The sequence below is a fragment of the Microbacterium sp. SD291 genome (genome assembly GCF_017355365.1).
Lineage (GTDB): Bacteria > Actinomycetota > Actinomycetes > Actinomycetales > Microbacteriaceae > Microbacterium.
Map to the genome: position 1 here is coordinate 49,838 of NZ_JADIJR010000011.1, position 24,454 is coordinate 74,291.

28 protein-coding genes and 1 tRNA gene are annotated in these 24,454 nt (G+C 70.2%); 15 read left to right on the forward strand and 14 right to left on the reverse strand.

Annotation, left to right across the window (positions count from 1 at the left end):
* Window positions 1–43: 43 nt before the first annotated feature.
* Window positions 44–1,366, reverse strand: a complete 1,323-nt coding sequence (locus IPV10_RS08295) for a bifunctional o-acetylhomoserine/o-acetylserine sulfhydrylase (protein ID WP_207482668.1) — start codon at window positions 1,364–1,366, stop codon at window positions 44–46.
* Window positions 1,367–1,515: 149 nt separating this feature from the next.
* Between IPV10_RS08295 and IPV10_RS08300 the strand changes: the two genes are divergently transcribed.
* From IPV10_RS08300 to IPV10_RS08310, 3 genes are read left to right on the forward strand one after another with little or no spacing between them, the layout of a single operon-like run.
* Entirely contained in the window at window positions 1,516–2,298 is a 783-nt protein-coding gene (locus IPV10_RS08300) for an SDR family oxidoreductase (protein WP_207482670.1), read from the forward strand.
* 3 nt (window positions 2,299–2,301) lie between these two features.
* On the forward strand, window positions 2,302–3,012 hold the full coding sequence (locus tag IPV10_RS08305) for a uracil-DNA glycosylase (RefSeq protein ID WP_207482672.1): 711 nt from the start codon (window positions 2,302–2,304) through the stop codon (window positions 3,010–3,012).
* 4 nt (window positions 3,013–3,016) lie between these two features.
* Window positions 3,017–3,625, forward strand: coding sequence for a GNAT family N-acetyltransferase (locus IPV10_RS08310; protein WP_207482674.1), 609 nt, complete (start codon window positions 3,017–3,019; stop codon window positions 3,623–3,625).
* Between the two features lie 70 nt (window positions 3,626–3,695).
* Here IPV10_RS08310 and IPV10_RS08315 read toward each other — a convergent pair whose 3' ends face one another.
* From IPV10_RS08315 to IPV10_RS08340, 6 genes are all read right to left on the reverse strand, one after another.
* Entirely contained in the window at window positions 3,696–4,490 is a 795-nt protein-coding gene (locus tag IPV10_RS08315; RefSeq protein WP_207482677.1) for an ABC transporter ATP-binding protein, read from the reverse strand.
* A complete protein-coding gene (locus IPV10_RS08320) occupies window positions 4,487–5,296 on the reverse strand; it encodes an ABC transporter ATP-binding protein (protein WP_207482679.1) in 810 nt (269 codons plus the stop codon). The genes IPV10_RS08315 and IPV10_RS08320 overlap by 4 nt, the downstream gene beginning before the upstream one ends.
* Before the next feature lie 44 nt (window positions 5,297–5,340).
* Window positions 5,341–6,210, reverse strand: a complete 870-nt coding sequence (locus IPV10_RS08325; protein ID WP_207482681.1) for an ABC transporter permease — start codon at window positions 6,208–6,210, stop codon at window positions 5,341–5,343.
* A complete protein-coding gene (locus tag IPV10_RS08330) occupies window positions 6,207–7,157 on the reverse strand; it encodes an ABC transporter permease (RefSeq protein ID WP_207482683.1) in 951 nt (316 codons plus the stop codon). Before IPV10_RS08330 ends, IPV10_RS08325 begins: the two co-directional genes overlap by 4 nt.
* A 16-nt stretch (window positions 7,158–7,173) precedes the next feature.
* Window positions 7,174–8,691, reverse strand: a complete 1,518-nt coding sequence (locus IPV10_RS08335; RefSeq protein WP_207482685.1) for an ABC transporter substrate-binding protein — start codon at window positions 8,689–8,691, stop codon at window positions 7,174–7,176.
* 92 nt (window positions 8,692–8,783) lie between these two features.
* Window positions 8,784–9,704 (reverse strand): alpha/beta fold hydrolase, encoded by a 921-nt coding sequence (locus tag IPV10_RS08340; RefSeq protein WP_207482687.1) that lies wholly within the window; start codon window positions 9,702–9,704, stop codon window positions 8,784–8,786.
* A 171-nt stretch (window positions 9,705–9,875) separates the two neighbouring features.
* On the opposite strand from IPV10_RS08340, the gene IPV10_RS08345 reads away from it, so the two are divergent.
* From IPV10_RS08345 to IPV10_RS08355, 3 genes are read left to right on the forward strand one after another with little or no spacing between them, the layout of a single operon-like run.
* Window positions 9,876–10,352, forward strand: a complete 477-nt coding sequence (locus IPV10_RS08345; RefSeq protein WP_207482689.1) for a carboxymuconolactone decarboxylase family protein — start codon at window positions 9,876–9,878, stop codon at window positions 10,350–10,352.
* Window positions 10,349–11,086 carry a tyrosine-protein phosphatase gene (locus IPV10_RS08350; protein ID WP_207482691.1) on the forward strand — a complete coding sequence of 246 codons (738 nt, stop codon included), beginning with the start codon at window positions 10,349–10,351 and terminating at the stop codon, window positions 11,084–11,086. Before IPV10_RS08345 ends, IPV10_RS08350 begins: the two co-directional genes overlap by 4 nt.
* 34 nt (window positions 11,087–11,120) lie before the next feature.
* The gene (locus IPV10_RS08355; protein ID WP_207482693.1) at window positions 11,121–11,591 is read left to right on the forward strand and encodes an SIP domain-containing protein; all 471 of its coding nucleotides are present in this window, start codon (window positions 11,121–11,123) and stop codon (window positions 11,589–11,591) included.
* Here IPV10_RS08355 and IPV10_RS08360 read toward each other — a convergent pair whose 3' ends face one another.
* The 4 genes from IPV10_RS08360 to IPV10_RS17175 all read right to left on the reverse strand — a co-directional run bounded on the left by IPV10_RS08360 (window position 11,592) and on the right by IPV10_RS17175 (window position 15,719).
* Window positions 11,592–12,029 carry a Fe-S oxidoreductase gene (locus tag IPV10_RS08360; protein ID WP_307861088.1) on the reverse strand — a complete coding sequence of 146 codons (438 nt, stop codon included), beginning with the start codon at window positions 12,027–12,029 and terminating at the stop codon, window positions 11,592–11,594.
* A complete protein-coding gene (locus IPV10_RS08365) occupies window positions 12,026–12,829 on the reverse strand; it encodes an arginase family protein (RefSeq protein WP_207482695.1) in 804 nt (267 codons plus the stop codon). The genes IPV10_RS08360 and IPV10_RS08365 overlap by 4 nt, the downstream gene beginning before the upstream one ends.
* A 66-nt stretch (window positions 12,830–12,895) precedes the next feature.
* Window positions 12,896–13,639, reverse strand: coding sequence for a PspA/IM30 family protein (locus IPV10_RS08370; protein ID WP_207482697.1), 744 nt, complete (start codon window positions 13,637–13,639; stop codon window positions 12,896–12,898).
* A gap of 49 nt (window positions 13,640–13,688) precedes the next feature.
* Window positions 13,689–15,719, reverse strand: a complete 2,031-nt coding sequence (locus IPV10_RS17175; RefSeq protein ID WP_207482699.1) for a TPM domain-containing protein — start codon at window positions 15,717–15,719, stop codon at window positions 13,689–13,691.
* A gap of 122 nt (window positions 15,720–15,841) precedes the next feature.
* On the opposite strand from IPV10_RS17175, the gene IPV10_RS08380 reads away from it, so the two are divergent.
* The 5 genes from IPV10_RS08380 to IPV10_RS08400 are packed head-to-tail and all read left to right on the forward strand — an operon-like array spanning window position 15,842 to window position 19,831.
* Window positions 15,842–16,681, forward strand: coding sequence for a DUF3097 domain-containing protein (locus IPV10_RS08380; protein WP_207482701.1), 840 nt, complete (start codon window positions 15,842–15,844; stop codon window positions 16,679–16,681).
* A gap of 29 nt (window positions 16,682–16,710) precedes the next feature.
* Window positions 16,711–17,436: a tRNA (guanosine(46)-N7)-methyltransferase TrmB gene (gene trmB, locus IPV10_RS08385; RefSeq protein WP_207482703.1), complete on the forward strand. Its 726-nt coding sequence runs from the start codon at window positions 16,711–16,713 to the stop codon at window positions 17,434–17,436.
* A complete protein-coding gene (locus tag IPV10_RS08390; protein WP_307861089.1) occupies window positions 17,433–18,266 on the forward strand; it encodes a CPBP family intramembrane glutamic endopeptidase in 834 nt (277 codons plus the stop codon). The genes trmB and IPV10_RS08390 overlap by 4 nt, the downstream gene beginning before the upstream one ends.
* Window positions 18,267–18,301: 35 nt before the next feature.
* Window positions 18,302–18,694: a DUF1304 domain-containing protein gene (locus IPV10_RS08395; protein WP_207482705.1), complete on the forward strand. Its 393-nt coding sequence runs from the start codon at window positions 18,302–18,304 to the stop codon at window positions 18,692–18,694.
* A gap of 60 nt (window positions 18,695–18,754) precedes the next feature.
* A complete protein-coding gene (locus IPV10_RS08400) occupies window positions 18,755–19,831 on the forward strand; it encodes a DNA polymerase IV (protein WP_207482707.1) in 1,077 nt (358 codons plus the stop codon).
* 13 nt (window positions 19,832–19,844) lie between these two features.
* Here IPV10_RS08400 and IPV10_RS08405 read toward each other — a convergent pair whose 3' ends face one another.
* Window positions 19,845–20,252: a RidA family protein gene (locus IPV10_RS08405; RefSeq protein ID WP_207482709.1), complete on the reverse strand. Its 408-nt coding sequence runs from the start codon at window positions 20,250–20,252 to the stop codon at window positions 19,845–19,847.
* 97 nt (window positions 20,253–20,349) lie between these two features.
* Between IPV10_RS08405 and IPV10_RS08410 the strand changes: the two genes are divergently transcribed.
* Window positions 20,350–20,598 (forward strand): DUF2510 domain-containing protein, encoded by a 249-nt coding sequence (locus IPV10_RS08410; RefSeq protein ID WP_242684780.1) that lies wholly within the window; start codon window positions 20,350–20,352, stop codon window positions 20,596–20,598.
* A gap of 83 nt (window positions 20,599–20,681) precedes the next feature.
* Window positions 20,682–20,984 (forward strand): DUF2188 domain-containing protein, encoded by a 303-nt coding sequence (locus IPV10_RS08415; protein WP_207482711.1) that lies wholly within the window; start codon window positions 20,682–20,684, stop codon window positions 20,982–20,984.
* Between the two features lie 50 nt (window positions 20,985–21,034).
* Here IPV10_RS08415 and IPV10_RS08420 read toward each other — a convergent pair.
* Both IPV10_RS08420 and IPV10_RS08425 read right to left on the reverse strand, forming a co-directional pair.
* Window positions 21,035–21,107, reverse strand: a tRNA-Arg gene (locus tag IPV10_RS08420).
* A gap of 16 nt (window positions 21,108–21,123) precedes the next feature.
* Complete coding sequence (locus IPV10_RS08425) at window positions 21,124–21,933, reverse strand: SGNH/GDSL hydrolase family protein (RefSeq protein WP_207482713.1); 810 nt, start codon at window positions 21,931–21,933, stop codon at window positions 21,124–21,126.
* A gap of 71 nt (window positions 21,934–22,004) precedes the next feature.
* On the opposite strand from IPV10_RS08425, the gene argS reads away from it, so the two are divergent.
* Window positions 22,005–23,669: an arginine--tRNA ligase gene (argS, locus tag IPV10_RS08430; protein ID WP_207482715.1), complete on the forward strand. Its 1,665-nt coding sequence runs from the start codon at window positions 22,005–22,007 to the stop codon at window positions 23,667–23,669.
* Complete coding sequence (locus IPV10_RS08435; protein ID WP_207482717.1) at window positions 23,669–24,451, forward strand: DUF2993 domain-containing protein; 783 nt, start codon at window positions 23,669–23,671, stop codon at window positions 24,449–24,451. The genes argS and IPV10_RS08435 overlap by 1 nt, the downstream gene beginning before the upstream one ends.
* Window positions 24,452–24,454 lie beyond the last annotated feature (3 nt).

The window sequence follows — 24,454 nt, forward strand, 5'->3', positions numbered from 1 at the left end:
GCCCCGAGCCGAGGCCCGGGGCATCCGTCGTCTCTGTGGCCGATCAGGCGCGAGCAGCCTCCGACACGCGGCGTGCCGCGGCGAGAGCCTGGTCGAGATCCGCCTTGAGGTCGTCGATGTTCTCGAGCCCCACGGACAGGCGCACGAGACCGGGAGTGACGCCCGCGGTGAGCTGCTGCTCCGGCGTGAGCTGGGCGTGCGTGGTCGATGCGGGGTGGATCACCAGCGAGCGCACGTCGCCGATGTTGGCGAGGTGGCTGAACAGCGTCAGGCTGTTCACGAACTCGCGGCCGGCCTCGACGCCGCCCTTCAGCTCGAACGAGAGCACGGCGCCGACGCCCTTCGGGGCGTACTCGTTCGCCTTGGCATACCACGGCGAGGACGGAAGACCCGAGTAGTTGACGGTCGCGACGTCGTCGCGGCTGTCGAGCCACTCGGCGATCTCCTGCGCGTTCTGCACGTGGCGCTCGATGCGCAGCGACAGCGTCTCGACGCCCTGGATGAGGTTCCAGGCGCTCTGCGGGGCGATGGCGGAGCCGAGGTCGCGGAGCAGCTGCACGCGGGCCTTGATGATGTAGGCGAGGCTGTCGCCGACCGCCGCGGTGTAGCTGGCGCCGTGGTAGGAGGGGTCGGGCTCGGTGAGACCCGGGAACCGGTCGACGTTCTTCGACCACTCGAACGTCCCGCCGTCGATGACGACGCCGCCGATGGTGGTGCCGTGGCCGCCGAGGAACTTGGTGACCGAGTGCACGATGATGTCGGCGCCGTGCTCGAACGGACGGATCAGGTACGGGGTCGCGATCGTGTTGTCGACGATCAGGGGCACGCCGCTCGCGTGTGCGACGTCGGCGACGGCGCGGATGTCGAGGACGTTGATCTGCGGGTTGCCGATGGTCTCCGCGAAGAACAGCTTGGTGTTCGGGCGGACGGCGCGGCGCCACTCCTCGGCGTCATCCTGGTTCTCGACGAAGGTGACCTCGATGCCGAGCTTCGCGAGCGTGTACTTGAAGAGGTTGTACGTGCCGCCGTAGATCGAGCTCGATGCGACGAAGTGGTCGCCGGCCTGCGCGATGTTGAGGATCGCGAACGTGGAGGCGGCCTGGCCGCTGGAGAGCACGAGCGCCCCGGTGCCGCCCTCGAGTGCCGCGAGGCGCTGCTCGAGGACATCCTGGGTCGGGTTCTGGATGCGGGTGTAGATGTTGCCGAACTCGGCCAGGGCGAAGAGGTTGGCAGCGTGGTCCGCGTTGTCGAACACGTAGGACGTGGTCTGGTAGATCGGCGTGGCGCGAGCCTTGGTGACCGGATCCGGCGCTGCGCCGGAGTGGATCTGCTTGGTCTCGAAGCGCCAGTTCTCGGCTGCGGACATGTGTTCCCCCTGGAACGTTCGGATAGGTCGGGTGGCGGATGACGTTGCTGCGAGAGTACGGAAGAACGCTCGCTGTCAACAACGGACCGGACATGTGACGTAACAGTGCGCCAGCGGCGTTCCGAGCCGGAACATCGTACGGTGGACGCATGATGAACAGGCGTGCAGTGGTGACCGGTGCGAGTTCGGGGATCGGGGAGGCGACCGTCCGGACGCTCAGATCCCGCGGCTGGGACGTGGTCGGTGTGGCGCGACGGGAGGACCGGCTCGCAGCCCTCGCAGCGGAGACGGGCGCCTCAGCGATCGCGTGCGATCTGACGGACGCGGATGCGGTCGCCGCCCTGGTGTCGGCGCTCGAGGATTCCGGCCCCGTGCATGCCCTCGTGCAGGTCGCGGGCGGGGCGCGCGGCACCGATCGCATCGAAGACGCCAAGACCGCCGACTGGCAGTGGATGTTCGACGCCAACGTGCTCGCCAGCCAGCGCCTGGTCGCGGGGCTGCTGCCGCTGCTTCGTCGTGCGGCCGAGGCCGACGGCCACGCCGACACGCTGTTCGTGACGTCCACGGCCGCCCAGGTGGCGTACCCGGGAGGCGGCGGCTACAACGCGGCGAAGGCGGCGCAGGCGATGCTGGTGCACGCGCTGCGTCTCGAGCTGAACGGCGAGCCGATCCGCGTGTCCGAGATCGCGCCTGGCATGGTGCACACGGAGGAGTTCGCGCTGAACCGGCTGGGCGGCGACTCGGTCGCGGCCGAGGCCGTGTACTCCGGTGTCGACGAGCCGCTGCGCGCCGAGGACGTCGCCGACGTCATCGCATACGCCCTGGACGCGCCGGGGCACGTCAATCTCGACCTCATCACGATGCGCCCGGTGGCGCAGTCCGCGAACCACATGCTGGCGCGCGGGCCGCTGCGCGTGCGCTCGGACGTCTGAGCGATGCCGCCCCGCAGCCTCGAGGAGCTCGCAGTCGAAGGGCTCATGGATCCGGCATGGGCTGAGGCGCTTGCACCCGTCCAGGCCGACATCACGGCCCTGGGGGAGCGGCTGCGCGCCGAGCAGGCGGCCGGGCGGGGATATCTTCCCGAAGGGCAGAACGTGCTGCGGGCCTTCCAGCGGCCGCTCGCCGACGTGCGGGTGCTCATCACCGGACAGGACCCGTATCCGACCCCCGGGCATCCGATCGGGCTGTCCTTCGCGGTCGAGAGGCACGTGCGGCCGCTGCCGCGCAGCCTCGTGAACATCTACAGGGAGCGCGAGAGCGACCTCGGCATCCCGCCGGCGCCGCACGGCGATCTCACGGCCTGGAGCGATCAGGGCGTGCTGCTGCTGAACAGGGTGCTCACGGTGCAGCCGGGCGCCGCGGCATCCCATCGCGGCTGGGGATGGGAGCGCGTCACCGAGCTCGCCATCCGCACCCTCGTCGACAGGGGCTCCCCGCTGGTCGCGATCCTGTGGGGGAGGGATGCCGAGAAGGTCCGGCCGCTGCTCGGCGACACCCCCGTGATCGCGTCGGCGCACCCGTCGCCGCTGTCGGCGAGCAGAGGATTCTTCGGCTCCCGTCCGTTCTCGCGCTCGAACTCCCTGCTGGAAGGACTCGGCGCGACGCCGGTGGACTGGCGCGTCGACGGGGAGCGCGATCTAAGCTGATCGCATGCAGTTCGAACCGGGTGACCGCCGTCGCGTCCTGCCGCGTCATCTCCGCCCGGCACCGGCTCCCGAGGTCTTCTCGTACTCGATCCGTCCTGCGCGCACCGGAGATCTGCCGTACATCCGGGAGATCTACAACCACTTCGTGAGCAACTCGGTGGTGACGCTTGACGAGCGACGCAGCAGCATCCCGTACTGGCGGGAGAAGTTCGCGCTGCTCGGCCGGCTCGGGCTGCCGTTCCTGGTGGCGGTCTCACCGGCGGGCGTCGTTCTCGGCTACGCGCTCGCACAGCCCTGGGCGGGGCGGAACGCCTACAGGTACACCGTCGAGGACTCGATATACCTCGGCCCGGGCGCCGGCGGCAAGGGGCTCGGGGCGGTGCTGCTGCAGGCTCTCATCGACGCGTGCGAGCAGCTCGGCATCCGGGAGATGGTCGCGGTCATCAGCGACACCAAGGCGGACGCCTCGATCCGGCTGCACACGAGGCTCGGGTTCGAGGAGGCCGGGCGCATGGCCCGCGTCGGGCACAAGTTCGGCCGCGAGCTCGGAACGGTCTACATGAAGCGGGCGCTCAGACCCAAGCGCCGCCGCAAGATCTTCGGCCTGCAGTGACCGTCTGTTTGCGCCGAATGCATGCTCCTGGGGCGCGGGAACATGCATTCGCCGCAAACAGACGGGGTCGTCAGGGGGCTTCGCGCGGGATGACGGGGATCGCGGCGAGCAGGGCCTTCGTGTAGTCCTGCTGCGGGTGCAGCAGCACGCTCTCCGTCGGGCCGCGCTCGACGATCCGGCCGTCCTTCATGACGACGACCGTGTCGCACAGGTTCTGCACCACGCCGATGTCGTGCGACACCAGCACCAGCGTCAGCTCCGCGGTCGTGCGCAGCTCGATCAGCAGCTCGAGGATCTGCGCCCGCACCGTGACGTCGAGTGCCGACAGCGGCTCGTCGCCGACCAGGATGCGCGGACGGTGCACGATCGCGCGGGCGAGTGCGATGCGCTGGCGCTGTCCGCCTGAGAACTCGTGCGGATAGCGGCCGGCCATGTCGGCGTCGAGGCCCACCTGCGACAGCACCTCGCTGATCCGCGCGCCGTGGGCGCCGGGGATGCCGAGAGCCCAGAGCGGCTCGCCGATGATCCGGGCGGCCGTCATGCGGGGGTCGAGCGACGCGTACGGGTCCTGGAACACCAGTCCGGTCTGACGGCGCAGCCAGTGCAGGGACTTCGCGGATGCCGCGGCATCCACAGTCCTGCCGTCGACCGTCACCGTGCCGGAGGTCGGCCGGTCGAGCCCGAGCAGCAGCCGGATCAGGGTGGACTTGCCGGAGCCGGACTCGCCGATGATGCCGACCGACGACCCCTCGAGGATGTCGAGGTCGGTCGGCGCCAGTGCCGTCTGGACGCGCGTGCGCTCGAACGCGGCGCGCTTCGGGACGATGAAGTCGCGGTGCAGCCCCCTGGCCTGGATCAGACTCATGCCGCACCGCCGTTCGGACGCCACAGCGTGGCCGTGGCATCGCGCAGAAGCCCCTGCGTGATCGGCGACTTCGGGGCGCTCAGCAGCGTGCTGACCGGAGCCGCTTCGACGATCCGGCCGTCCTCCAGGACCACGCCGTTCGTCGCGACCTGGGCGAGCACGGCGAGGTCGTGGGTGATGAACACCAGCGACATGCCCTCCTCCTCGACCAGGCGCAGCAGCAGCGCGAGGATCTCGGCCTGGATCGTGACGTCCAGCGCCGTGGTCGGCTCGTCGGCGATCAGCAGCCGCGGCCGGCAGGCGAGCGCCATGGCGATCGCGACGCGCTGGCGCTGCCCGCCCGAGAGCTGGTGCGGGTAGCGATCCACGATCGTCTCGGGGTCGGGGAGCCGTACGCGGGCCGCCTCAGCGATCGCGCGCTCCCGCGCCTCGCGGCGTCCGACCCTCTCGTGGATCCTGATCGACTCGGCGATCTGCCTGCCCACCGTGCGGATCGGGTTGAGGGCCGTGCGCGGCTCCTGGAAGACGATGCCGATCTCATCGCCGCGAAGCTCCGCGAGCTCCCTGTCCGGCATGCCGATCAGCTCGGTGCCGTTCCAGCGGATGCTGCCGCGCGCGCTCGCTCCGTCGGGGAGGAGCCCGAGCACCGCGAGTGCCGTGAGCGACTTGCCGGAGCCGGACTCGCCGATCAGACCGAGCCTCGCGCCCTTCGGCACCTCGAACGAGACGCCGTCGACGACCCGGCGACCGCCGATCTCGACCACGAGATCCCGCACCACAAGCCCGTCTGTTTGCGCTGAATGCATGTTCCCGTGGTCCGGGAACATGCGTTCGGCCGAAACAGACGGGTTCATGCGACCACCTCGGGCGTGTGCACCTCGGCTGCGCGATGGCGCAGCGTCGGATCGGTGGCTTCGCGCAGCCCGTCGCCGAGGAGGTTCAGCGCGAGGACGGTGACGGTGATCGCGAGCCCCGGCCAGATCACCGACAGCGGGTGGACGCCGATGTAGCGCTGCAGGTCGGCGAGCAGCAGACCCCAGCTCGGCTCGACCACAGAGGCGCCGAAGCCGAGGTAGGAGAGACCGGCCTCGGCCAGCACCGCGACGGCCATCGACCAGGAGAGCTGCACGATGAACACCGGTGCGATGTTGGGGAGCAGATGACGGGCGAGGCTCTGGGCGCTCGTGAGGCCGGAGGCGCGCGCGGCCAGCACGAAGTCGCTCTGCTGCACCCGCCGCAGCTCCGGACGCGTGACCCGGGCGATGTTGACCCCGAAGCCGATCCCGACCGACCAGATCACGACCCAGAGCGACCCGCCCCAGACCGAGGAGATCATCATCGCGATGAGCAGGACCGGAAAGGCGATCAGGATGTCGACCAGCACCGCGACCGTCTCGCGCAGCCATCTCGCCGTCAGGGCGCCGAGCGCCGCGAGCGCGATTCCGACGACGGTGGCGACGACGCCGGCCCCGACGCTCACGAACACGGTCGTCCGCGCCCCCGCCATGATCAGGCTCAGGATGTCGCGACCGGTGTCGTCGGTGCCGAGCAGGTGCGGCCAGCCGGGCACGCCCCAGCGATCCCGGATGTTGGAGTCCTGCGGATCGAACGGCGTCCAGAACAGCGAGACCAGCGCGGTGAGGGCGATCACCGCGACCACGATCAGGCCGAATCGCCCGGTCGAGGTGCGCCAGAGGTTTCCCAGCCACTGCGGAATCATGCGGCCTCTCTCTGGCGCGGGTCGATCGCGCGGTGGGTCAGATCCACGACGAAGCCGACGGTCAGGACGAAACCGGTGAGCACGAGGAGCTCGCTCTGCACCTTGATGAGATCGCGCGTGCCGACATCGGCGACGAGCATCCGCCCGATCCCCGGGAGGGTGAACAGCTGCTCGATCACGACCGAGCCGACGATGATCCCGGCGACCTGAAGGCCGAGCACCGTGATGATCGACAGGCCGACGGCGGGGATGCCGTGCTGGATCAGCGCCCTGGTGCGGGTGAGGCCCTTCGCCGCTGCCGTGCGCACGAAGTCCTGCCCTGCCGCCTGGAGGGTGGCGCTGCGGACGAACCGCATGAGCATGGCGCCCTCGACGATCCCGATCGTGAGCGCGGGGAGCAGGAGCGATTCGAGCGCCTTCCACGGCGTCGACCACCCGGTGCGCGGGAAGCCCTGGGGAGGCAGCCAGCCCAGCCATACCGAGAAGACGACGATGAGCATCATGCCTGCCCACACCACCGGCACGGCGGCGAGTGCCTGGGCGCCGAAGCTGAGAGCGGCGCCGCCGCGGCGCCCGCGCTGCAGGGCTGCCAGCACGCCGAAGGGCACGGCGATGAGGACGGCGATGAGCAGCGAGAGGATGCCGAGCGGCACGGTGACCTGTGACTTCTGCAGCAGCTCCTCTCCGACCGACGCGCCCGAGAGGAGTGAGGTTCCCAGGTCGCCCCGGAGGATGCCGCCGATCCACTCGGCGTACTGTGCGGGCAGCGGGCGGTTCAGCCCCAGGGACTCGCGGAGCGCCTCGACCTCGGCGGGGGAGGCCTGCGTGCCGGCGATCAGCTGCGCGACGTCGCCGGGGAAGACCCGCAGCGTCAGGAAGATCAGGACGCTCGACACGAGGAGCCCTGCGATGAGCAGGGCTCCTCGGACGAGCGCGTAGCGGATCACGGAGCGGCGGCCGCCGTCACTTCTCGGTGGCGACCGTGACGCCGGAGAGGTCGATCCGCGAGTTGATCGAGTCCTTCGGGAAGCCGGACACCAGCGGGCTCACCGCGGTGATGGTCGCACCGTTGTACAGCCAGTCGGCGGCGTGATCCTCGGAGACGATCTTCGCGGCCTCCGCGAGGAGCTTCGCTGACTCGTCGGGGTCGACCTCGGCGAGTGCGCGGTCGTACAGCGCCTGCACCTCCGAGTTGTCGTAGCCGAAGTAGTAGTCCGGGTTCGCGAAGTTGCCGAAGTCGCGAGGCTCGACGTGCAGCACGAAGCTGAGGTCGTAGTCGTGGTTGCTGTAGACGTCCTCGAGCCAGGTGGGGAACTCGACCGAGTCGACCTCGAGGGTCACGCCGACCTCGTTGAAGTCGGAGATGAGCACCTTCGGCACCGTGGTGCCGTAGAAGGACGGGATGGTCAGGGTCAGCTCGAGATCCTCCTGACCCGCCTCCGCGAGGAGGGCCTTGGCCTTCTCCGGGTCGTAGGAGATCACGTCGGAGAGGTCCTCGTAGCCGGGGTCGAGCTCGGGGATCGGGCCGTACAGCGTGGATCCGGCGCCCACGGCCTCCACCAGCGCCTCATGGTCGATCGCCAGTCGCAGGGCCTCGCGCACGCGCGGGTCGTCCAGAGGTGCCTTGGCGTTGTTGAACGCGAGGGTCGCCTTGTCGGTCGTCCTGCCCGTCGTCAGGGTGAAGTCGCCGGACTCCTCGAGCTGCGATGCGAGGTTCGGGTCGACGGCCGTGAGCACCTGCACACCGCCGTCGAGCGCCGTGTTCACGCCCGCGGTGAAGTCGGGGATGTACTGGAACTCGACCTCGGCGACGCCGGCGGGCTCGCCCCAGTAGGCGTCGCTGCGAGCGAAGGTGATCGCGCTTCCCTTGCTCCAGCGGGTGAGGGTGAAGGGGCCGGTGCCGTTGGTCGCGGTCTTCAGGTCGGTGGTGTCGCCGTTCTGGAACACGAGCCCGGCGGGGCCCGTCAGCGCGAACAGGAAGTTCTGGTTGGGCTGCGTGAGCACGATCTGCACCGTGCTCGCGTCCGGGGCCGTGATCGATGCGACGGCGGCGAACTCGGCGTTCCCCTGCAGGGTGGGATCCGTGCGCACCGCTTCGTAGGAGGTCACGACGTCGGCGGAGGTGAGGGCGGCTCCGCTGTGGAACGCGACTCCCTCGTTGAGCGTGAACGTGTAGGTGAGCCCGTCGTCGGAGACCTCGAAGTCGGAGGCCAGGCGAGGGACGATCTCGTTGTCCTCCGCGCGGCTGACCAGGCCCTCGTAGATGTTGTCGATGAGGATCTGCTCAAGGGCGGCGCCGCTCGTGTGCCGGATGTCGAGGTTCGTCGGCTCGAGCACGAGACCGATCTGGAGCACGGCGGCAGGGTCCGGTTCGCCGGTGGGCGTCGCCGTCGGCTCGGGGGCGGGCGTGCAGGCGCTCAGGACGACGGCCGTGGCTGCGAGCGCGGTGATCAGCGCGAGGCGTCGCGTACGTCGGATCATGGGTGCTTCCTCTCGGTGCGGCAGTTGCTGTGTGCCGGTGGGACGAGCCTAGGGATGTGAGTGGTCGGGACGGTCGAAGACGGCACGGGACGTCACAAAGCGGGGACGGCGGAGGCGATCAGCGAGGCGAGGCCGGTCGGCGCCGTCTCCTGGACGTTGTGGGTCGCATCGATCGCCACGAGCCGGGCGCCGGACACCCGTCGCCCGAGCTCCTCGGCGTCGGCCTCGCTGACGAATCCGCTCGTCGCGCGCACGAGGGTGATCGGGGCGCTCGTTTGGAGGAGGTCGGCCCATCCGGTCTCGTGGAGCAGGGAGGGGGATGCCGGTGCACCGGCGTCGTGCGCGGCGAGCGTCTGAGCGGCCAGGTGCGCGAAGTGGTGTTTCCACTCCACGCGGCCGTCCGCGCGCACTCGCGTGTTGAGGAAGACCCCGCGCTCGGTGTCGGCGCGGGCGCCGCCGAAGCCGAACGCGATCGCACGATCGACGAGTTCGTCCCTGGTGGCGAAGTCCGTCGGACCGGCGTAGAACTCGCGCAGCGCCGCAGGGCCCGCGGACACGTCGATCCCCGGGGTGATGTCGACGACGATGAGCTCGGCGACCAGGTCGGGGCGTGCGGCGGCGAGGGCCGCGCCGGTGAGCCCGCCGAGGGAGTGGCCCACGACCACCTGGGGCGCTTCCGTCCACGCGTCGAGAGCCGCCGCGACGTCGGCGGCCAGCGTCCGAGGGGTGTAGTCCCGGTCGTCTCGCCACGAGGAATCGCCGTGGCCGGCGAGGTCGATGGCGAGCACGGGCCGCTGCAGAGACAGCACCGTCGTGTCCCACGTGTGCGCATTGAGTCCTGCGCCGTGCAGAAGCGTGACGCGGGGGGCGTCGGTGCCGTAGCGAAGAGCGCTGAGCGAGCGGCCGTCGGCGAGCTGAAGGGTCAGCCGCTCGACCGGGGGAACGGGGGCGCTCAGCGCCTGGGCCTGTGCGGGAAGATAGCGGAACTCGCTGATGTCGGTCACCACATCCATATTCTGCTCCCGCGCGACGGATGGAATGAAATGCGGGGGCGACATGGTAACTCGATCGGCTCGGACCCATGCAGAAAGCGCACTCAGAGTGTCCGCTTGGTGAGCATTATGTGTTTCGGGTGGATGCCGTGGGGTGGGAGTGGCGGCTCTGCGAGCGAATATCATTGAGCCATGAGCGAGACGCGAGTGCACCTCTCCAAGACCGAACCGGCCGCTTACCAGGCACTGGATGCCTTCTCCAAGACCGTGGGCGAGATCTGCGCCGCGAACGGCATCGACGATCGTCTCAAGGAGATCGTCATGATCCACTGCTCCCAGTTGAACGGCTGCGGCTACTGCACTCGGATCCATGTCGACCGGGCGCTCAAGGCGGGGCTCGACACCGACACGCTCATGCAGATCGCGACCTGGCGCGAGAGCGGCGTCTTCTCGGAGCGGGAGCAGGCCGCGCTGGAGCTCGCCGAGGCGTTCACCTTCATCTCGGAGGATGGCATCTCCGACGACGTGTACGACCGGGTCGGCGGCGTGTTCACTGAGAAGGAGTACGCGGCCCTGAGCTGGGCCTGCGTCTCCATCAACGCCTTCAACCGCATCGTCATCGCGGGGCGCTATCCGGTGCCGCCTCGCACGCCGCTGGCGCCGGCATGACCATCCTCGACATCGACGGCGTGAACAACGTCCGCGACGTCGGGGGGATGCCGGCTGCCGGCGGACGGATCCGCTCCGGCATCCTGCTGCGCTCGGGCCAGTTGTCCGGGGCCTCGACGGCGGGCGTCGACGAGCTCCGGCGACGCGTGCACCACATCGTCGACCTGCGTGACGGCGAGGAGGTCGCCGCCGAGCCGACCGAGATCGACGGGCCGGGCACCACCCATCTCCCGCTCTTCCTCGGCTCGGTCCGATCCTTCTTCGAGGCCGACACGAGCCTCGAAGACCTGTATCTGCACCTGCTGGAGGAGAGCGGCGAGCGGCTCGTCGCGGCCATCCGCATCATCGCCGAGGGCGAGTCGACGCTCGTGCACTGCACGGTGGGCAAGGACCGCACCGGTGTCACCGTGGCGCTGGCTCTCGCCGCCGTCGACGCCGATCGCGAGGCGATCGTCGCGGACTACGCGCTGACCCAGTCCCAGCTGCCGCTCGAGCGCTCCCGACGGATCGCGGCCTATCTCAGGGCGCAGCACCCGGAGGCCGTGCACGCGGTCGCCCTCGCCACGGAGTCACCCGCCCCGGTCATGCGCGCGCTGCTGGAGAAGATCGACGAGCGCTGGGGATCGGCGGCGGGCTACCTCCGGGCGAACGGGATGAGCGACCGCGAGCTCGATGCGCTTCGCGGGGTGCTGGTCGAGCGGATGCCGGGCGCGCAGCATTACGACGAAGGTTAGGCAACCCTTCACTCGGTGTTACGATGGGAGCACGATGAGCACCTCCCTCGAGACCCGCAGCACGCGCGCCGCACGCCGCGCGGAGCGCCGTCGCGCCCAGCATCTGGTGACGGCGGACGAGAACTCGCTTGGCGAACTCGAGGTCTTCCTCTCCACGCTGCCGCTGTGCGCCTCCGGTCGCATCTTCATCGAGGTCCCTGAGGCTTCCGACATCGGGATCATCGAGGCGCCTGCCCGGATGACGGTCACCTGGCTCGCCAGGGGAGCGCGCTCGGGGGCACCGGGAACGGGACGCTCGTGCGCACCCGGTCAGGCCCTGGCCAGGGCGACCTGCGCGTGGGCCGACGAGATGCTCTGCGACGACGCATCCGAGACGCAGATCACTCTGCTGGGCGGCTTTCTCGGCACCGCCGACATCGTCGACCATCTCACGGCGAGCCTCGAGGTGCAGCCGACGCGGATCAACGCCCCCGAGCGCTTCGGGCTGCTCCGCGCCGAGCGCTGATCAGCGCCCTCGACGCACGTAGTTGCCGTCTTCCAGGCCGGCCTCGATCTCGAAGCGGTTGCGCAGCGGATCGCGTCCCGCGAACAGGTACAGGATCGGCATCAGGAAGCCGTACCGCAGCCACTGCGCCTTGTGCACGGCCTCGTGCCGCAGCACCGCGTCGGACGGCCGCGCCTCGCCGGTGAGGAAGCACCCGCCCACGCAGACGCCGCCTCGAGCGAAGGTCCACGCCGGAAGTCCCCGGAACACCCAGAGGCCCGCCCTGCGCTCCACCGGGCCCGTGCTCCAGAGCGAGCCCCAGACCCAGCCGACCGAGGTGCCCCACCAATAGCCGATCCGGCTGATCGGCGAGCGCAGCAGGAACGAGGGGATGCGGCGGTCGACGCGGCGTCCGCGTTCGAGGATGCGTTCGGCCGCGGGACGCCAGTCGGCCGTCACGCCACGGACCCGACGAGCCGCAGCAGCGTGCCGAGATCATCGACCGCGGCGGCAGGGGAACGAGGTGCGAAGCCGGCGATGGTCGCTCCGGCGAGCGGCATCCGCTCCCGCAGCGCACGGACGGCCGCGCTCACCGCGGCGGCGGAGAGCCCGAAGGGCGCGGGGGAGGAGACCCCTGCGATCTCGGCCGGGTCGAGCACATCCACGTCGATATGAACCCACACGCGCTTCGCACCGGTGGCCTGCACCGCGTCCGCGAGGGCGTCTGCGCGATCCAGGTCGGCGACCGAGAGCTGCGTGAGATCGGAGATCGCCGTGATCTCCGCCTCGTCGAGGTTGCGCATGCCGACCGCCACGATGCGCTCTCGCGGGACGCCGGGCGACAGCACGAGCTGTGGTTCGCCCTCCCCGAGCACGGCGCGCAGCGCCATGCCGGAGAACGCTCCGGAGGGCGAGCTCGACGGGGTGTGCATGTCGGGATGGGCGTCGAACCAGACGACCGCGAGATCCTCGGTGCCGCCGGGAAGCGCGGCGAGGGCGGCCACGGTGACGCTGCAGTCGCCGCCGATCACGATCGTGCCGGTCATCATCTGCTCGGCGACGACCTCGCGGGTGCGCCGCAGCGCGCTGAGCCGGCGGACGCCGGTTCCGAGCGACTCACCCGCCTCGACCGGAACGTCGAGGACCGTGGTGGCTGCACGGGGGAGATCACCGGCGATCGCGGAAGCGCCGTCGACGAGAAGCATCGCCCGCGCAGCCGGAGAACCCTGCCACTGCGGGACCACGAGGAATCGCACCATGGGTGCCTCCAGTTGAGGGAAGTGCGGATGCCCCGGACCGCAGGTCCGAGGCATCCGCGGGGTGTGTCAGGATCCTTCGATCGCCTGACGGGGTGCTGCGCCGCCGGCCTTCAGCTCGGCGAGGCGTGCCTCGACCTCGGTGAGCTCACCCAGGTCCTCGAGGCTCTCGAACTGCGCATCCAGGCTGGATGCCGCAAGCTCGGCCTTGCCCTGAGCCAGCGCCTCCTGGCGACGGACCTTGTCCTCGAACCGGCCCAGCTCGCTGGTCGGGTCGAGGACGTTGATCGACGAGACGGCATCCTGGACCTTGGTCTGAGCCTCGGCGACCTTCGCGCGGGCGAGGAGCTCGCTGCGCTTGTTCTTCAGCTCGCCGAGCTTGTCCTTCATGCCGTTGAGGCCGGTCTTCAGCTTGTCGACGATCTCGGTCTGCGCGGCGATCTGCGGCTCTGCGCCGGTCGCCTCGCGCTCCGCGCTGATCTGACGCTGGAGGGCGATCTTGGCGAGGTTGTCGAACTTGTCGGCGTCGGGTGCGCTGCCGCCCGAGCGCATCTCGTCGGCCTTGCGGCTGGCGGCGAGAGCCTTGTTGCCCCACTCGGTGGCCGCCTGGACGTCCTCTTCGTGGTCGCGCTCGAGCAGACGCAGGTTGCCGATGGTCTCCGCGATCGCGGACTCGGCGTCGGCGATGCTGTTGGTGTAGTCCCGGACGAGCTGGTCGATCATCTTCTGCGGGTCCTCCGCAGAGTCCAGGAGGGCGTTGATGTTCGCGCGGACGAGGGTCGAGATACGTCCGAAGATGGACTGCTTGGTCATGCGTTTTCCTTTCAGAGGGTCGTAGTCGAGGTCTGTGCGTCGGTACGGATCAGAAGCGTCCACCTCCGCTGCGGCCGCTGCGTCCGCCGCCACCGCCGCCGAAGCCGGAGCTGCGGAAGCCGCCCCCGCCGCTGGAGCGCCAGCTGCTGCTGCGCGAAGAGCCGCCTCCGCCGCCACCGGAGAGCAGCCCGCCGATGATGCCGCCGAGGATGTCGCCGCCGAGGCCGGACGAGGTCGATCGCGAGCCGCCGCCTCCGAAGAGACCGCCGCCCCATCCGTCGTTCTCGTACCGGGCCGGGTTCATGGCTTCGACGTCCGACTGCGCGGAGGCCGTGGCCTGGCGGGCGAGATCGAGCGCGCGTCCCGCTTCGGTCAGTGCGGTCTCCGGTGAGCCGGCGCGGAGATCCACAGCCTGGGTCAGTGCCGCCTCGGCCTGGGACAGCCGGGTGCGGGCCGTCGAGCCGACAGTTCCCCTGCGGGTCTCGATGTAGTCGCGGGCCGCGCGGATCGCCGACGACGCCTGACTCAGGGTCTGCTCGAGCATCTGCTGCGTCCGGCGGGTGCGCTCGACGGCCTGGGTGCCCTGCGCGATCGCCGCATCGATCTGCGCGTTCGCGGCCGTGAGGGCCTCGAGGGTGCGCTGCGGGCTGCGCGCGGAGCCGGTGAGCTGAGACTGGGCCTGCTGCAGCTGCTGGGCGGTCGCCGTGGCGGCAGCGGCGAGCGTGCCCGTCGTGTCGGGGAGCTGCTGCGCCGCAGCGACATCGGCCTGCAGCTCGGCGATCAGAGCCTGCGCCTGCGCCTCGACGGTGGCCATCTCCTCGCCGAGGACGGTGATCGCCTGCACGAGCTGCGCGGCCTGGGCGACCGACTGCTCGGCCGTGCGGATCGCGAATGCCGCCTCGCCGCTCCTGCCCGCCGTGATGGCGGCCTCGGCGCCTTCGATCGACCGGTCGGCGAGGGCCGCGCGCTCCTGTGCCTGAGCGGGATTGTCGGCGACCGTGCTGAGGGATGCCGCGTCATAGGTGGCGGACAGGCTCGCGAGTGCACCCGATGCCCCGGCCAGTATCGGCTGCAGCATCGCGCGCTCGCCGCGCACGCGCTCGAGCTCCTGAGGCGCGTTCTGCTCGAGCCTGCGGAGCGCGTCGAACGCCTCGGTGTTCTGATCGAGCACGTCGTCGATCTCGTCGCAGATCCGGATGATGCGGATGTGCCATGCCCGGCGGTCGTGCACGGTGTCCTCGACCTCGTCGTCGAGCTTCTGCTTGAGGTCGAACGCCTCGGACATCTTCGACTTCGCCGTCTTGACGGCGCCGCTGAACTCGCCCGTCGCCGCTTCGCCGAACTGTGCGACGGCGAATCCGAGCTCTTCCCTGCTCGAGGTGATGGCGTCGTCGGCCTGCACGAGGGCTGCGCCGGCCTGCGATTCGACCTGCTCGTCGGTGAGCGTCGAGAAGGGGTCGTTCGGGTCGGGCGTCTCCGGCATGGCTCCGCGCCGGCGGATCGCGGCGTCGCGGCGCGCCCGCTTCACGAGGGACACGATCAGCCAGACGACCAGTGCGAGCGCGATGACTCCGCCGACGATCAGCATCGTGCGCAGCGCGCCCGCTCCGCCGTCGCCCTGGATCTCGTCGGCGGCGAGGACGATCGCGCCGTCCCAGTCCTCCTGCGCGAGCAGGGGCTGGATCCTGTCCTCGACATCGTCGAGCTTGCCGTCGCTCAGCGGTCCGCCAGCGGCCGCCGAGATGTAGTAGTTCCGCCCCTCGACGGCGATCGCCAGCAAGTACTGCTCCGGGCCGAGGTTGTTGTTCTCGGCGACGGTGTCGGCCCACGCCACGTTGTCGGCGGGGGAGGAGAAGTCGTCGACGAGCACGACGAAGAGATCGGCGCTGGAGTTCTCCGTGAGCTCGAGCAGCCGGGCCTCGACGGCTTCCTTCTCCGAGCCGCTCAGCACGCCGGCGTCGTCGGTCACATAACCCTGGTCGAGTGTGACCGGGTCGGTGGCGGACGCGGCGGAGACCGACAGCACCCCTGCGGTCGCGGCCAGTGTCAGTGCGGCCAGCGTGAGCCACCGAGTCCTCATAGCGATCCCTCCGACCGGCAGCCATGCCCCATGGCACGAGTCTATGCACACACGCCGACACGCGACAGCATCCGGCCGGTGTTCGCCGTTCGCCGTCAGCGGAGACGCATACGCTGGAAGGCATGGACGACAGGTATGGATCCGATGTGCTCTCCGCCGGCTGGCGCGAGCGCGCAGCGAAACCGGTGCCGCAGGTCGCGGCGGAGATCGATCTGGTCGTGGAGGTCGCCGAAGACGGCTACTGCGGCGCGGTCACGCGCGTGCAGGGAGGCAACGTCGAGCTCGAAGACCGCCTCGGGCGCAAGCGCCTCTTCCCGCTCGGCGGCGGATTCCTGATCGACGGGGCCCCCGTGCGCCTGGGGCCTCCGGCGCCGAAGACGCAGGGGCCGCGGCGCACGGCATCCGGATCCTTCGTCGTCGCCGACCAGCGCGCGCGGATCGCGCTGCCCAGCCGCATCCTGGTCGAGGGGCGCCACGACGCCGAGCTGGTCGAGAAGGTGTGGGGTGCCGACCTCCGGGTGGAGGGCGTCGTCGTGGAGTACCTGCAGGGTGTCGACCTCCTCGACGAGCTGCTCGCGGACGAGCCGCCGAGCGCCACGCGCCGGTACGGCGTGCTCGTGGATCACCTCGTACCAGGCTCGAAGGAATCCCGGATCGCGGATGCCGTGGCCCGCGGGCCCCACGGCCGGCATCTCCGCATCGTCGGCCATCCCTTCGTCGACGTCTGGCAGTGCGTCACCCCCCGCGCCCTCGGCATCGCCAGGTGGCCTGAGATCCCCCGGGGGACGGACTGGAAGACCGGCATCTGCCGCGCGTTCGGGTGGCCGCATGAGACGCAGGCCGACACGGCGCGCGCGTGGCAGCACATCCTGTCGAAGGTGCGCACCTACCGTGATCTGGAGCCGGCGCTGCTCGGCCGGGTCGAAGAGCTGATCGACTTCGTCACATCGCCCGCGGCGTGAGCGGCGGCTGCGCCGACTACCCTGGAAGCATGCCCGAACCCCGCATCTTCCGCGACGAACCGGTGTCCTTCGTGCGCCGGAGCGGCCGGATGTCCGACGCGCAGGAGCGCGCCTTCGAAGAGCTCGCCCCGCACTACCTGCTCGACGTGCCGCGCGACATCGCCTGGACTTCCGTGCACCCCGAGGCGCGTCTGGACCCCGCCGCCGAGTACGGCCGCGACGCGGATCTGTACGTCGAGATCGGCTCGGGGCAGGGGCATGCGATCGTCGCGGCCGCCACGGCCCGGCCGGATGACGACTTCCTCGCCGTGGAGGTGTTCCGGGCGGGTCTCGCCCGCACGATGCTGGACGCCGACCGGGAGGGCGCCCGCAATCTGCGGGTCGTCGAGGCGAACGCCCCCGAGGTGCTCTCGTCGTATCTGCCGGAGGCTGCGACCGCCGAGGTGTGGATCTTCTTCCCCGACCCGTGGCACAAGAAGAAGCACACGAAGCGCCGGCTCGTCCGGCCCGGCTTCGGAGACGCGGCCGCCAGGGCGCTGCGCGACGGCGGACTGCTCCGGCTCGCGACCGACTGGGAGGACTACGCCCTGCAGATGCGCGAGGTCCTCGATGCCGAGCCGCTGTTCGAGCGCGCGTTCGAGGGGGAGTGGGCCGAGAGGTTCGACGGTCGCGTGATGACCGCGTTCGAGCGCAAGGGGATCGCCAAGGGGCGCGACATCCGCGATCTGGTCTACCGGCGCCGGCCCCGCGCGTGATCGACGAGCCCGGCCGGACCGCCCTCAAGGCCGGCATCGCACCGGCCCTGCTCGTGTGCGCTGCGGCTCCCGCGTTCTTCGTGCTGCAGATCGCATGGCTCGGCTGGGTGCTGCTCGCGCTCGGGATCGGTGCCGCATGGCTCACCGAGCGGGGACGCGTGACGGCATCCGCGCCATCGCTCACCCGCGACCTCTCGCTGATCGCGATCGGCCTCCTTATCGTCAGCATCATCCCGCTCGCCGCCGAACTCGACGACCTCGCGATGGTGCGCTTCACGCTCGCACTCGGCGGCGCGGTCGCGGTGCCGTACGTGATCTCGCGCTTCGTGTACCGGGACAGGGCGATCGGCTTCCCGTGGCGGGCGCATCGCCCGTGGGGCCGACTGCAATGGGGCTGGCTGATCGCCGTCCTGGTGCTGGGCTGGCTGATCCTGCCGTTCTACTTCATCACCAGCGGCGTCTACCAGAACTGGCCGGTCGTCGACTCACCCGAGCTCATCGCCCGGCTCTTCGTCGGCGTCGGAGCGGTCGGCATCTGGGACGAGCTGTTCTTCATCTGCACGGTGTTCGCACTGCTGCGAAGGCACTTCCCCGATGCCGTCGCGAACGTCCTGCAGGCGATCGTGTTCGTGTCGTTCCTGTGGGAGCTCGGCTACCGTGAGTGGGGTCCGGTGCTGACCATCCCGTTCGCCCTCCTCCAGGGCTTCATCTTCCTGCGGACGCACTCGCTCGGGTACGTGGTCACGGTGCATCTGCTCTTCGACGCGGTCGTGTTCGGGGTGCTCGTGCACGCGCACAACCCAGGTCTGCTGCCGATCTTCCTCGTCTGAGGTCTCCGGCGGCCGGAGTGCGGCAGAATCAGAGCATGCTCATCGCCGGACTCGTACTCGCTGCGGCAGCCGCAGCCTTCCATGTCTTCATCTTCGCGCTCGAGTCCCTCAAATGGACCGAGCCGGAGACCAGGAGGATCTTCGGCGTGGCGAGCGAGGCGGATGCCGTCACGATGAAGCAGCTCGCGTTCAACCAGGGCTTCTACAACCTCTTCCTCGCCCTGACTGCGCTTCTCGGAGTCGGGCTCGTGATCGTCGGTGCCGCCACGGTCGGGCTCACGCTCGTCTTCGCGGGCACCGGCATGATGCTCGCAGCGGCGCTGGTGCTGATCCTCTCCGACCGCAGCAAGGCCCGCGCCGCGATCATGCAGGGCACGCTGCCGCTGCTCGCCGTCGTGGTCACCGCCATCGCCGTCTCGATCGGCTGAACTCGATCGGTCGCCGCCGCGACGGGTGACATCCGCAGCGGCAGGCGGCACACTCGTTGCATGAGCGACTGGGTGCTGCACGTCGACATGGACCAGTTCATCGCGGCGGTCGAGGTGCTTCGAAGGCCCGAGCTGGCGGGGCGGCCGGTGATCGTCGGGGGCGGCGGCGACCCCACCGAGCGCGCTGTCGTGTCGACCGCGTCGTACGAGGCGCGTGCCTTCGGCATCGGCTCTGGGATGCCGCTGAAGATCGCCGCGCGGAAGGCGCCGGAGGACGCCGTCTTCCTCCCGGTCGATCACGAGGCCTACGCGGCCGCCTCCCACGAGGTGATGGCCGCGCTCCGGTCGCTCCCGGGCGTCGTGCTCGAGGTCATCGGCTGGGACGAGTGCTTTCTCGGCGTGACGACGGATGACCCGGAGAGGCTCGCGCGCGAGGCGCAGGAGGCGGTGCTGGCGGCCACGGACCTGCACTGCTCCGTCGGCATCGGCGACAACAAGGTGCGCGCCAAGATCGCGACGGACTTCGGCAAGCCGCGCGGGATGTTCCGGCTGACGGCCGAGAACTGGTTCGAGGTGATGGGGGAGAAGGGCACACGCGAGCTCTGGGGCGTCGGCCCGAAGGTGCAGAAGCGCCTCGCAGGTCACGGGATCGAGACCGTCCGCCAGCTCGCGGATGCCGACGAGCAGGCGCTGGTCGCGGAGTTCGGCCCGCGGATGGGCATCTGGTATCGCGAACTGGGCTCGGGCATCGGGCCGCGCGTCGTCGACGACACCCCGTGGGTGGCGCGCAGCCACAGCAGGGAGACGACGTATCAGCAGAACCTCACCACACCGACCGAGGTCGAGGCGGCGGTGATCGAGCTCGCCGGGCACGCGTTCGACGACTGCGCAGCGGAAGGACGCCCGGTGATCCGCGTGCACCTCAAGGTGCGCTACGCGCCGTTCGAGACCAAGACCTTCGGTCGCAAGCTGCCGGCGCCGACGGCCGAGCGCGACGACGTTGTCGCCGCCGCAGTGACGCTCGCCGGCACGCTGGACACAGACCGAGAGGTGCGTCTGCTGGGAGTCCGCGCCGAGATGGCGATGCCGGACGACGGTGATCCTGCCGAGCGGACGCCGGTGCGAGGGAGGATCTGACGCCGCGGGCCGTTCAGACGCCGTCGCGGATCACGGCTGCGACGGCGCTCACTTCGATCAGTGCGCCAGGCACCCCGAGTCCTGCGACGATCGCCGTGGTGACCAGCGGCGGGGCGCCTTCCCGCGCGAGCTTCGATGCGACGGCGCCGTAGGCGGCGCGCAGGTCGGCATCCTGGCGGATCAGGACGGTCCAGCCGATCACGTCCTCGAGGCCGGCGCCGGCGGCCTCCAGCGCGATCCGCGCGTTCTCGACGGCGCGCAGCGACTGCTCGCCGGCATCCGCCGAGACGACCTCCCCGGTCTCATCGACGCCGTTCTGTCCGCCGACGTAGATCGTCGTCGCTCCCGGCGGCACGACGGCGACCTGGCTGAACGCGGGACTGACGACGAGACCGGCTGGTTGCAGGAGTGAGATGTCCATGCCTGAAGTATTCCGAGGGGCACTGACATCGTGTCAGCGGTTGCGCCGCGCGGGGCGACGTGATCGAATCGCCTGCAGAGTCTGAGGGGGGAAGCGCATGTTCGCAGGGTTGATGGGCTGGCATCTCATGATGCTCGTGGTCCCCGTCCTGATTCTCGCGGCGGTCGCCGCGGTCGTCGTCGTGGTGCTCGTCGCGTCTCGGCGGAGGGGAGCGGTACCGGCCGGCGCCGTCGTCGCAGGCTGGTATCCGGACCCCGCCGGCGGCGGCGGACGGCGGTTCTGGGACGGCATCCGGTGGACCGAGCACACGGACCCGCCGGCAGCCACCGCCGAACCTCGGCCCTGATCAAGGGGGTGGCGCGAGCCCGGCGCCGGACGTATCCTCGCCGTCCGAGCACCCGCCTGCATCGCACGTGTGAGGAGGACGAGTTGTCCGAACGAGACGTCACCACCAGGAACAAGAACGGCCAGTGGGTCAACGAGGTCGAGGGGTATCGCGAGCTCTCCCGCAGCTTCTCCAGCCGGGACGAGGCTGTCGAGGCCGGTCGCGAATTCGCCCGGCAATACGGGGCCAGGCACACGGTGGAGGAAGCCGCCGCCAGCGGAGTGATCACCGACGGGGGAGCGCCGGATGACGACGTGGCCGTCGTCGGCGAGAAGCCGGAGAGAACCGACGGCCTGCCCGACACGACCGACGATGAGGGGTTTCCCGGCGACAATCCGTCGGGCTGAGCGGGACGTGAAAAGGTCCGCCCAGCTGGGCGGACCTCTTCACACGCGTGTGCCCCCGGAGGGATTCGAACCCCCGACCTACGGTACCGGAAACCGGCGCTCTATCCCCTGAGCTACGGAGGCGTACCGAAAGACGATATCACTGCTCGAGGGGTGTCTCCGACCCGCCGGCCTCCGTCACCGGCGCGCCGCCGAGTTCGGCCAGCGCCGCCGCCACCTTCTCCGCGAGGTAGCGGTGCCCGTCGGTCGACGGATGCTTGCGTCCGATCTCGACGTCGATGACCTCGAGATAGTTCTGCGGGGTGATCCACTCCTGCGCGACCGGGGAGACGTACCACCAGCCGCGGGCAGCGGCGAGCTCGGACAGATCCGCGTCGATGCGCGCTGTGGCGGCTCCGACGGGTAGCTCATGCGGGGCAGGCCCCAGGATCACGATCGTCGCCTCGGGGTACTTCGCGGCCATCGCGTCCCACGCCGCCGTCACAGCCTCCCGGTAGCCGGCCTCGTCCTGGGCGCGATCGTTGATGGACCCCTGGATCACGATCAGGTCGGGCGCGAGGGCAGGGTCGAGCGCGTCGATGCGCGCGCCGAAGGCGGGTCCGTCGGCGCCGGGCTTGAGGTAGCCGCTGCCGCGCACGCCGTTCACGATCGTCTCGCCGTCGATCAGATCCGCGAGCAGGTAGGCGTAGCCGAGCGTCGGGTCGCTCGCGGCGGAGCCGTAGGTCCAGGAATCCCCGAACACGAGGACCGTCGGATGCTCGGGCAGGGCGAGCGGAGCGGGAGCGACCGTGACGGTCTCCTCACCCGCGGCCGCCGCCACCACGGGGGCGGTCTCCGGTGCCGGGATCCACGGCCGCCACACTCCCAGAACGACCGCCGCGAACGCCAGGATCACGGCGATCGCGACGCCGGCGAAGGGCCGGCGTCGAGGGGCGGAATCGCGATTCATGGGATGACTGTAGATCACCGCGCCGCACACGCAAATTCGGCACCGCCGCCGCGCCGTAAACTGGGTCATCTATGAACCCTGAAACGCTCGCCGAAGCCCTCCTCGCCGTCCTCGCACCACTCAACGAGGAACGACGTCCCGGCGAGCCGCTCGCGCTCGCAGCATCCGACATCGTGTTCGAGCGCCCGCGCAACCGCGACCACGGCGACTGGGCCTCGAACATCGCGATGCGCCTCGCGAAGCCGTTCGGCACGAACCCGCGCGATCTCGCCCAGCAGATCGCCGACGGTCTCGCACAGGTCGACGGCGTCGCCAGCGCCGAGGTCGCAGGCCCCGGGTTCATCAACATCCGCCTCGACGCCGCGGCCGCCGGCGCGCTCGCGAAGACGATCGTCGACGCCGGCGCCGCGTACGGACACAACGACACCCAGGCCGGGCGCTCGATCAACATCGAGTTCGTCAGCGCGAACCCGACCGGTCCGCTGCACATCGGCCACACGCGCTGGGCGGCGCTCGGCGACGCGATCGCACGCGTGCTCGCCGCCTCCGGCGCGACGGTGGCGCGGGAGTTCTACATCAACGACGCCGGCGCCCAGATGGAGCGCTTCGCCGCGTCGATCGTCGCCGCAGCGAACGGGCAGCCCACGCCGGAGGGCGGCTACGCCGGCAGCTACATCGGCGACCTCGCGACCCGCGTGATCGCCGCACGCCCGGAGTTCCTCGAGCTCCCGGCCGACGAGCAGCAGCTCGTCGCGCGTGAGCTCGGCTACGAGTACCAGCTCGCCGAGCAGCAGGACTCGCTGTCGAAGTTCAACGTCGACTTCGACGTCTGGTTCTCCGAGCGCACGCTCCACGCGAAGAACGACGACGGCGTGAGCCTCGTCGATCAGGCCGTCGACCGCCTGCGCGAGCAGGGCCACGTGCTCGATCAGGATGACGCCGTGTGGGTGCGCACCACCGATTTCGGCGACGACAAGGACCGTGTCATCCGCCGCTCCAACGGCGAGTACACGTACTTCGCCGCCGACGCCGCCTACTACCTGAACAAGGGCGACCGCGGCTTCGAGCACAAGATCTACCTGCTGGGAGCCGATCACCACGGCTACGTGCACCGCCTCAAGGCGCTCGCGGGCGCGGCAGGAGACGACCCGGAGAAGGACGTCGAGGTGCTGATCGGCCAGCTGGTGTCGGTCGGCGGGGCCCGCCTCAGCAAGCGCGCGGGCAACATCATCGAGATGGACGACCTGCGCGAATGGCTCGGCACCGACGCCCTGCGCTACTCCCTCGAGCGTTCGCCCGCGGACTCGCCGCTCGCCCTCGACCCGGAGCTGCTGCAGAAGCGCACGAACGACAACCCGGTGTTCTACGTGCAGTACGCCCACGCGCGCACGCACAACGTCGCCCGCAACGCCGCAGACTCCGGAGTCGACCGCTCCGAGTTCGCGCCCGAGACGCTCACGCACGAGACCGAGGCCGCGCTGCTCGGTGCGCTGCAGGAGTTCCCGCGCATCGTCGCCTTCGCCGCTGAGGTCCGTGAGCCGCACCGCATCGCGCGCTACCTCGAGGAGCTCGCAGGCCTCTACCACCGCTGGTACGACAACTGCCGAGTCATCCCGCAGGGCGACGACCCGCTCGAGAGCGTGCACCGCACCCGCCTGTGGCTGAACGACGCCGCGGGCCAGGTGTTCCGCAACGGCCTCGGCCTCCTCGGCGTGTCGGCACCGGAGCGGATGTAGTGGTCGATCCCGGCGGGGGATTCGCCCCGGCGAAGCGCCGGCGGCGCTGGCCGTGGGTGCTCCTGGTCGTCGTGGTGCTGCTCGCGGCTCTCGTGGTCGCGGCGGAGTTCGTCGCCAGGGCGGTTCTCCCCGGCATCGTGCGCGGACTCGTCATCGAACAGCTCGACCTGCCCGCGGATCAGCAGCTCGACGTCGAGGCCGACGGCATCCTGCTGCCCCAGCTCCTCGCCGGAAGGCTCGACCGCCTGGACCTGTCGACCGAGTCGGTGACGCTCGAGGGCATCACCGGCGCCGCCGATGTCACCGCGACCGGCATCCCGTTGCAGGGCGGCGACCTGGCCGGCGCCTCCGGCACCATCCGGGTCGACCAGGCCGAGTTCACGAGCCTGCTCGCCGGCACCGACCTGCCCATCGACGAGGTCGCGTTCGAGGCCCCGAACGCGACGGTGAGCGGGTCCGTGGCGGTCTTCGGCGCGAACATCCCTGTGTCGCTCACGCTCACACCCGGTGCGGTCGACGGCGACCTTGAGCTCACCCCGGTGAGACTCGGCATCGGCGGGATGGAGGTCGACGCCGCGCAGGTCGGGTCGAGTCTCGGCGAGCTGGGGGAGCGCCTCACGCAGCCGCAGCGCATCTGCATCGCGGATCAGCTCCCGGCCGGGCTCACCCTCGTCGGCCTCGCGATCGAGGGCAGCCAGGCCGTCATCGACATCGACGTGAACGGTGCGATCGTCACGGATCAGAGCCTTCTGGAGAAGGGCGCGTGCCCGGGCCGCAGCTGATCG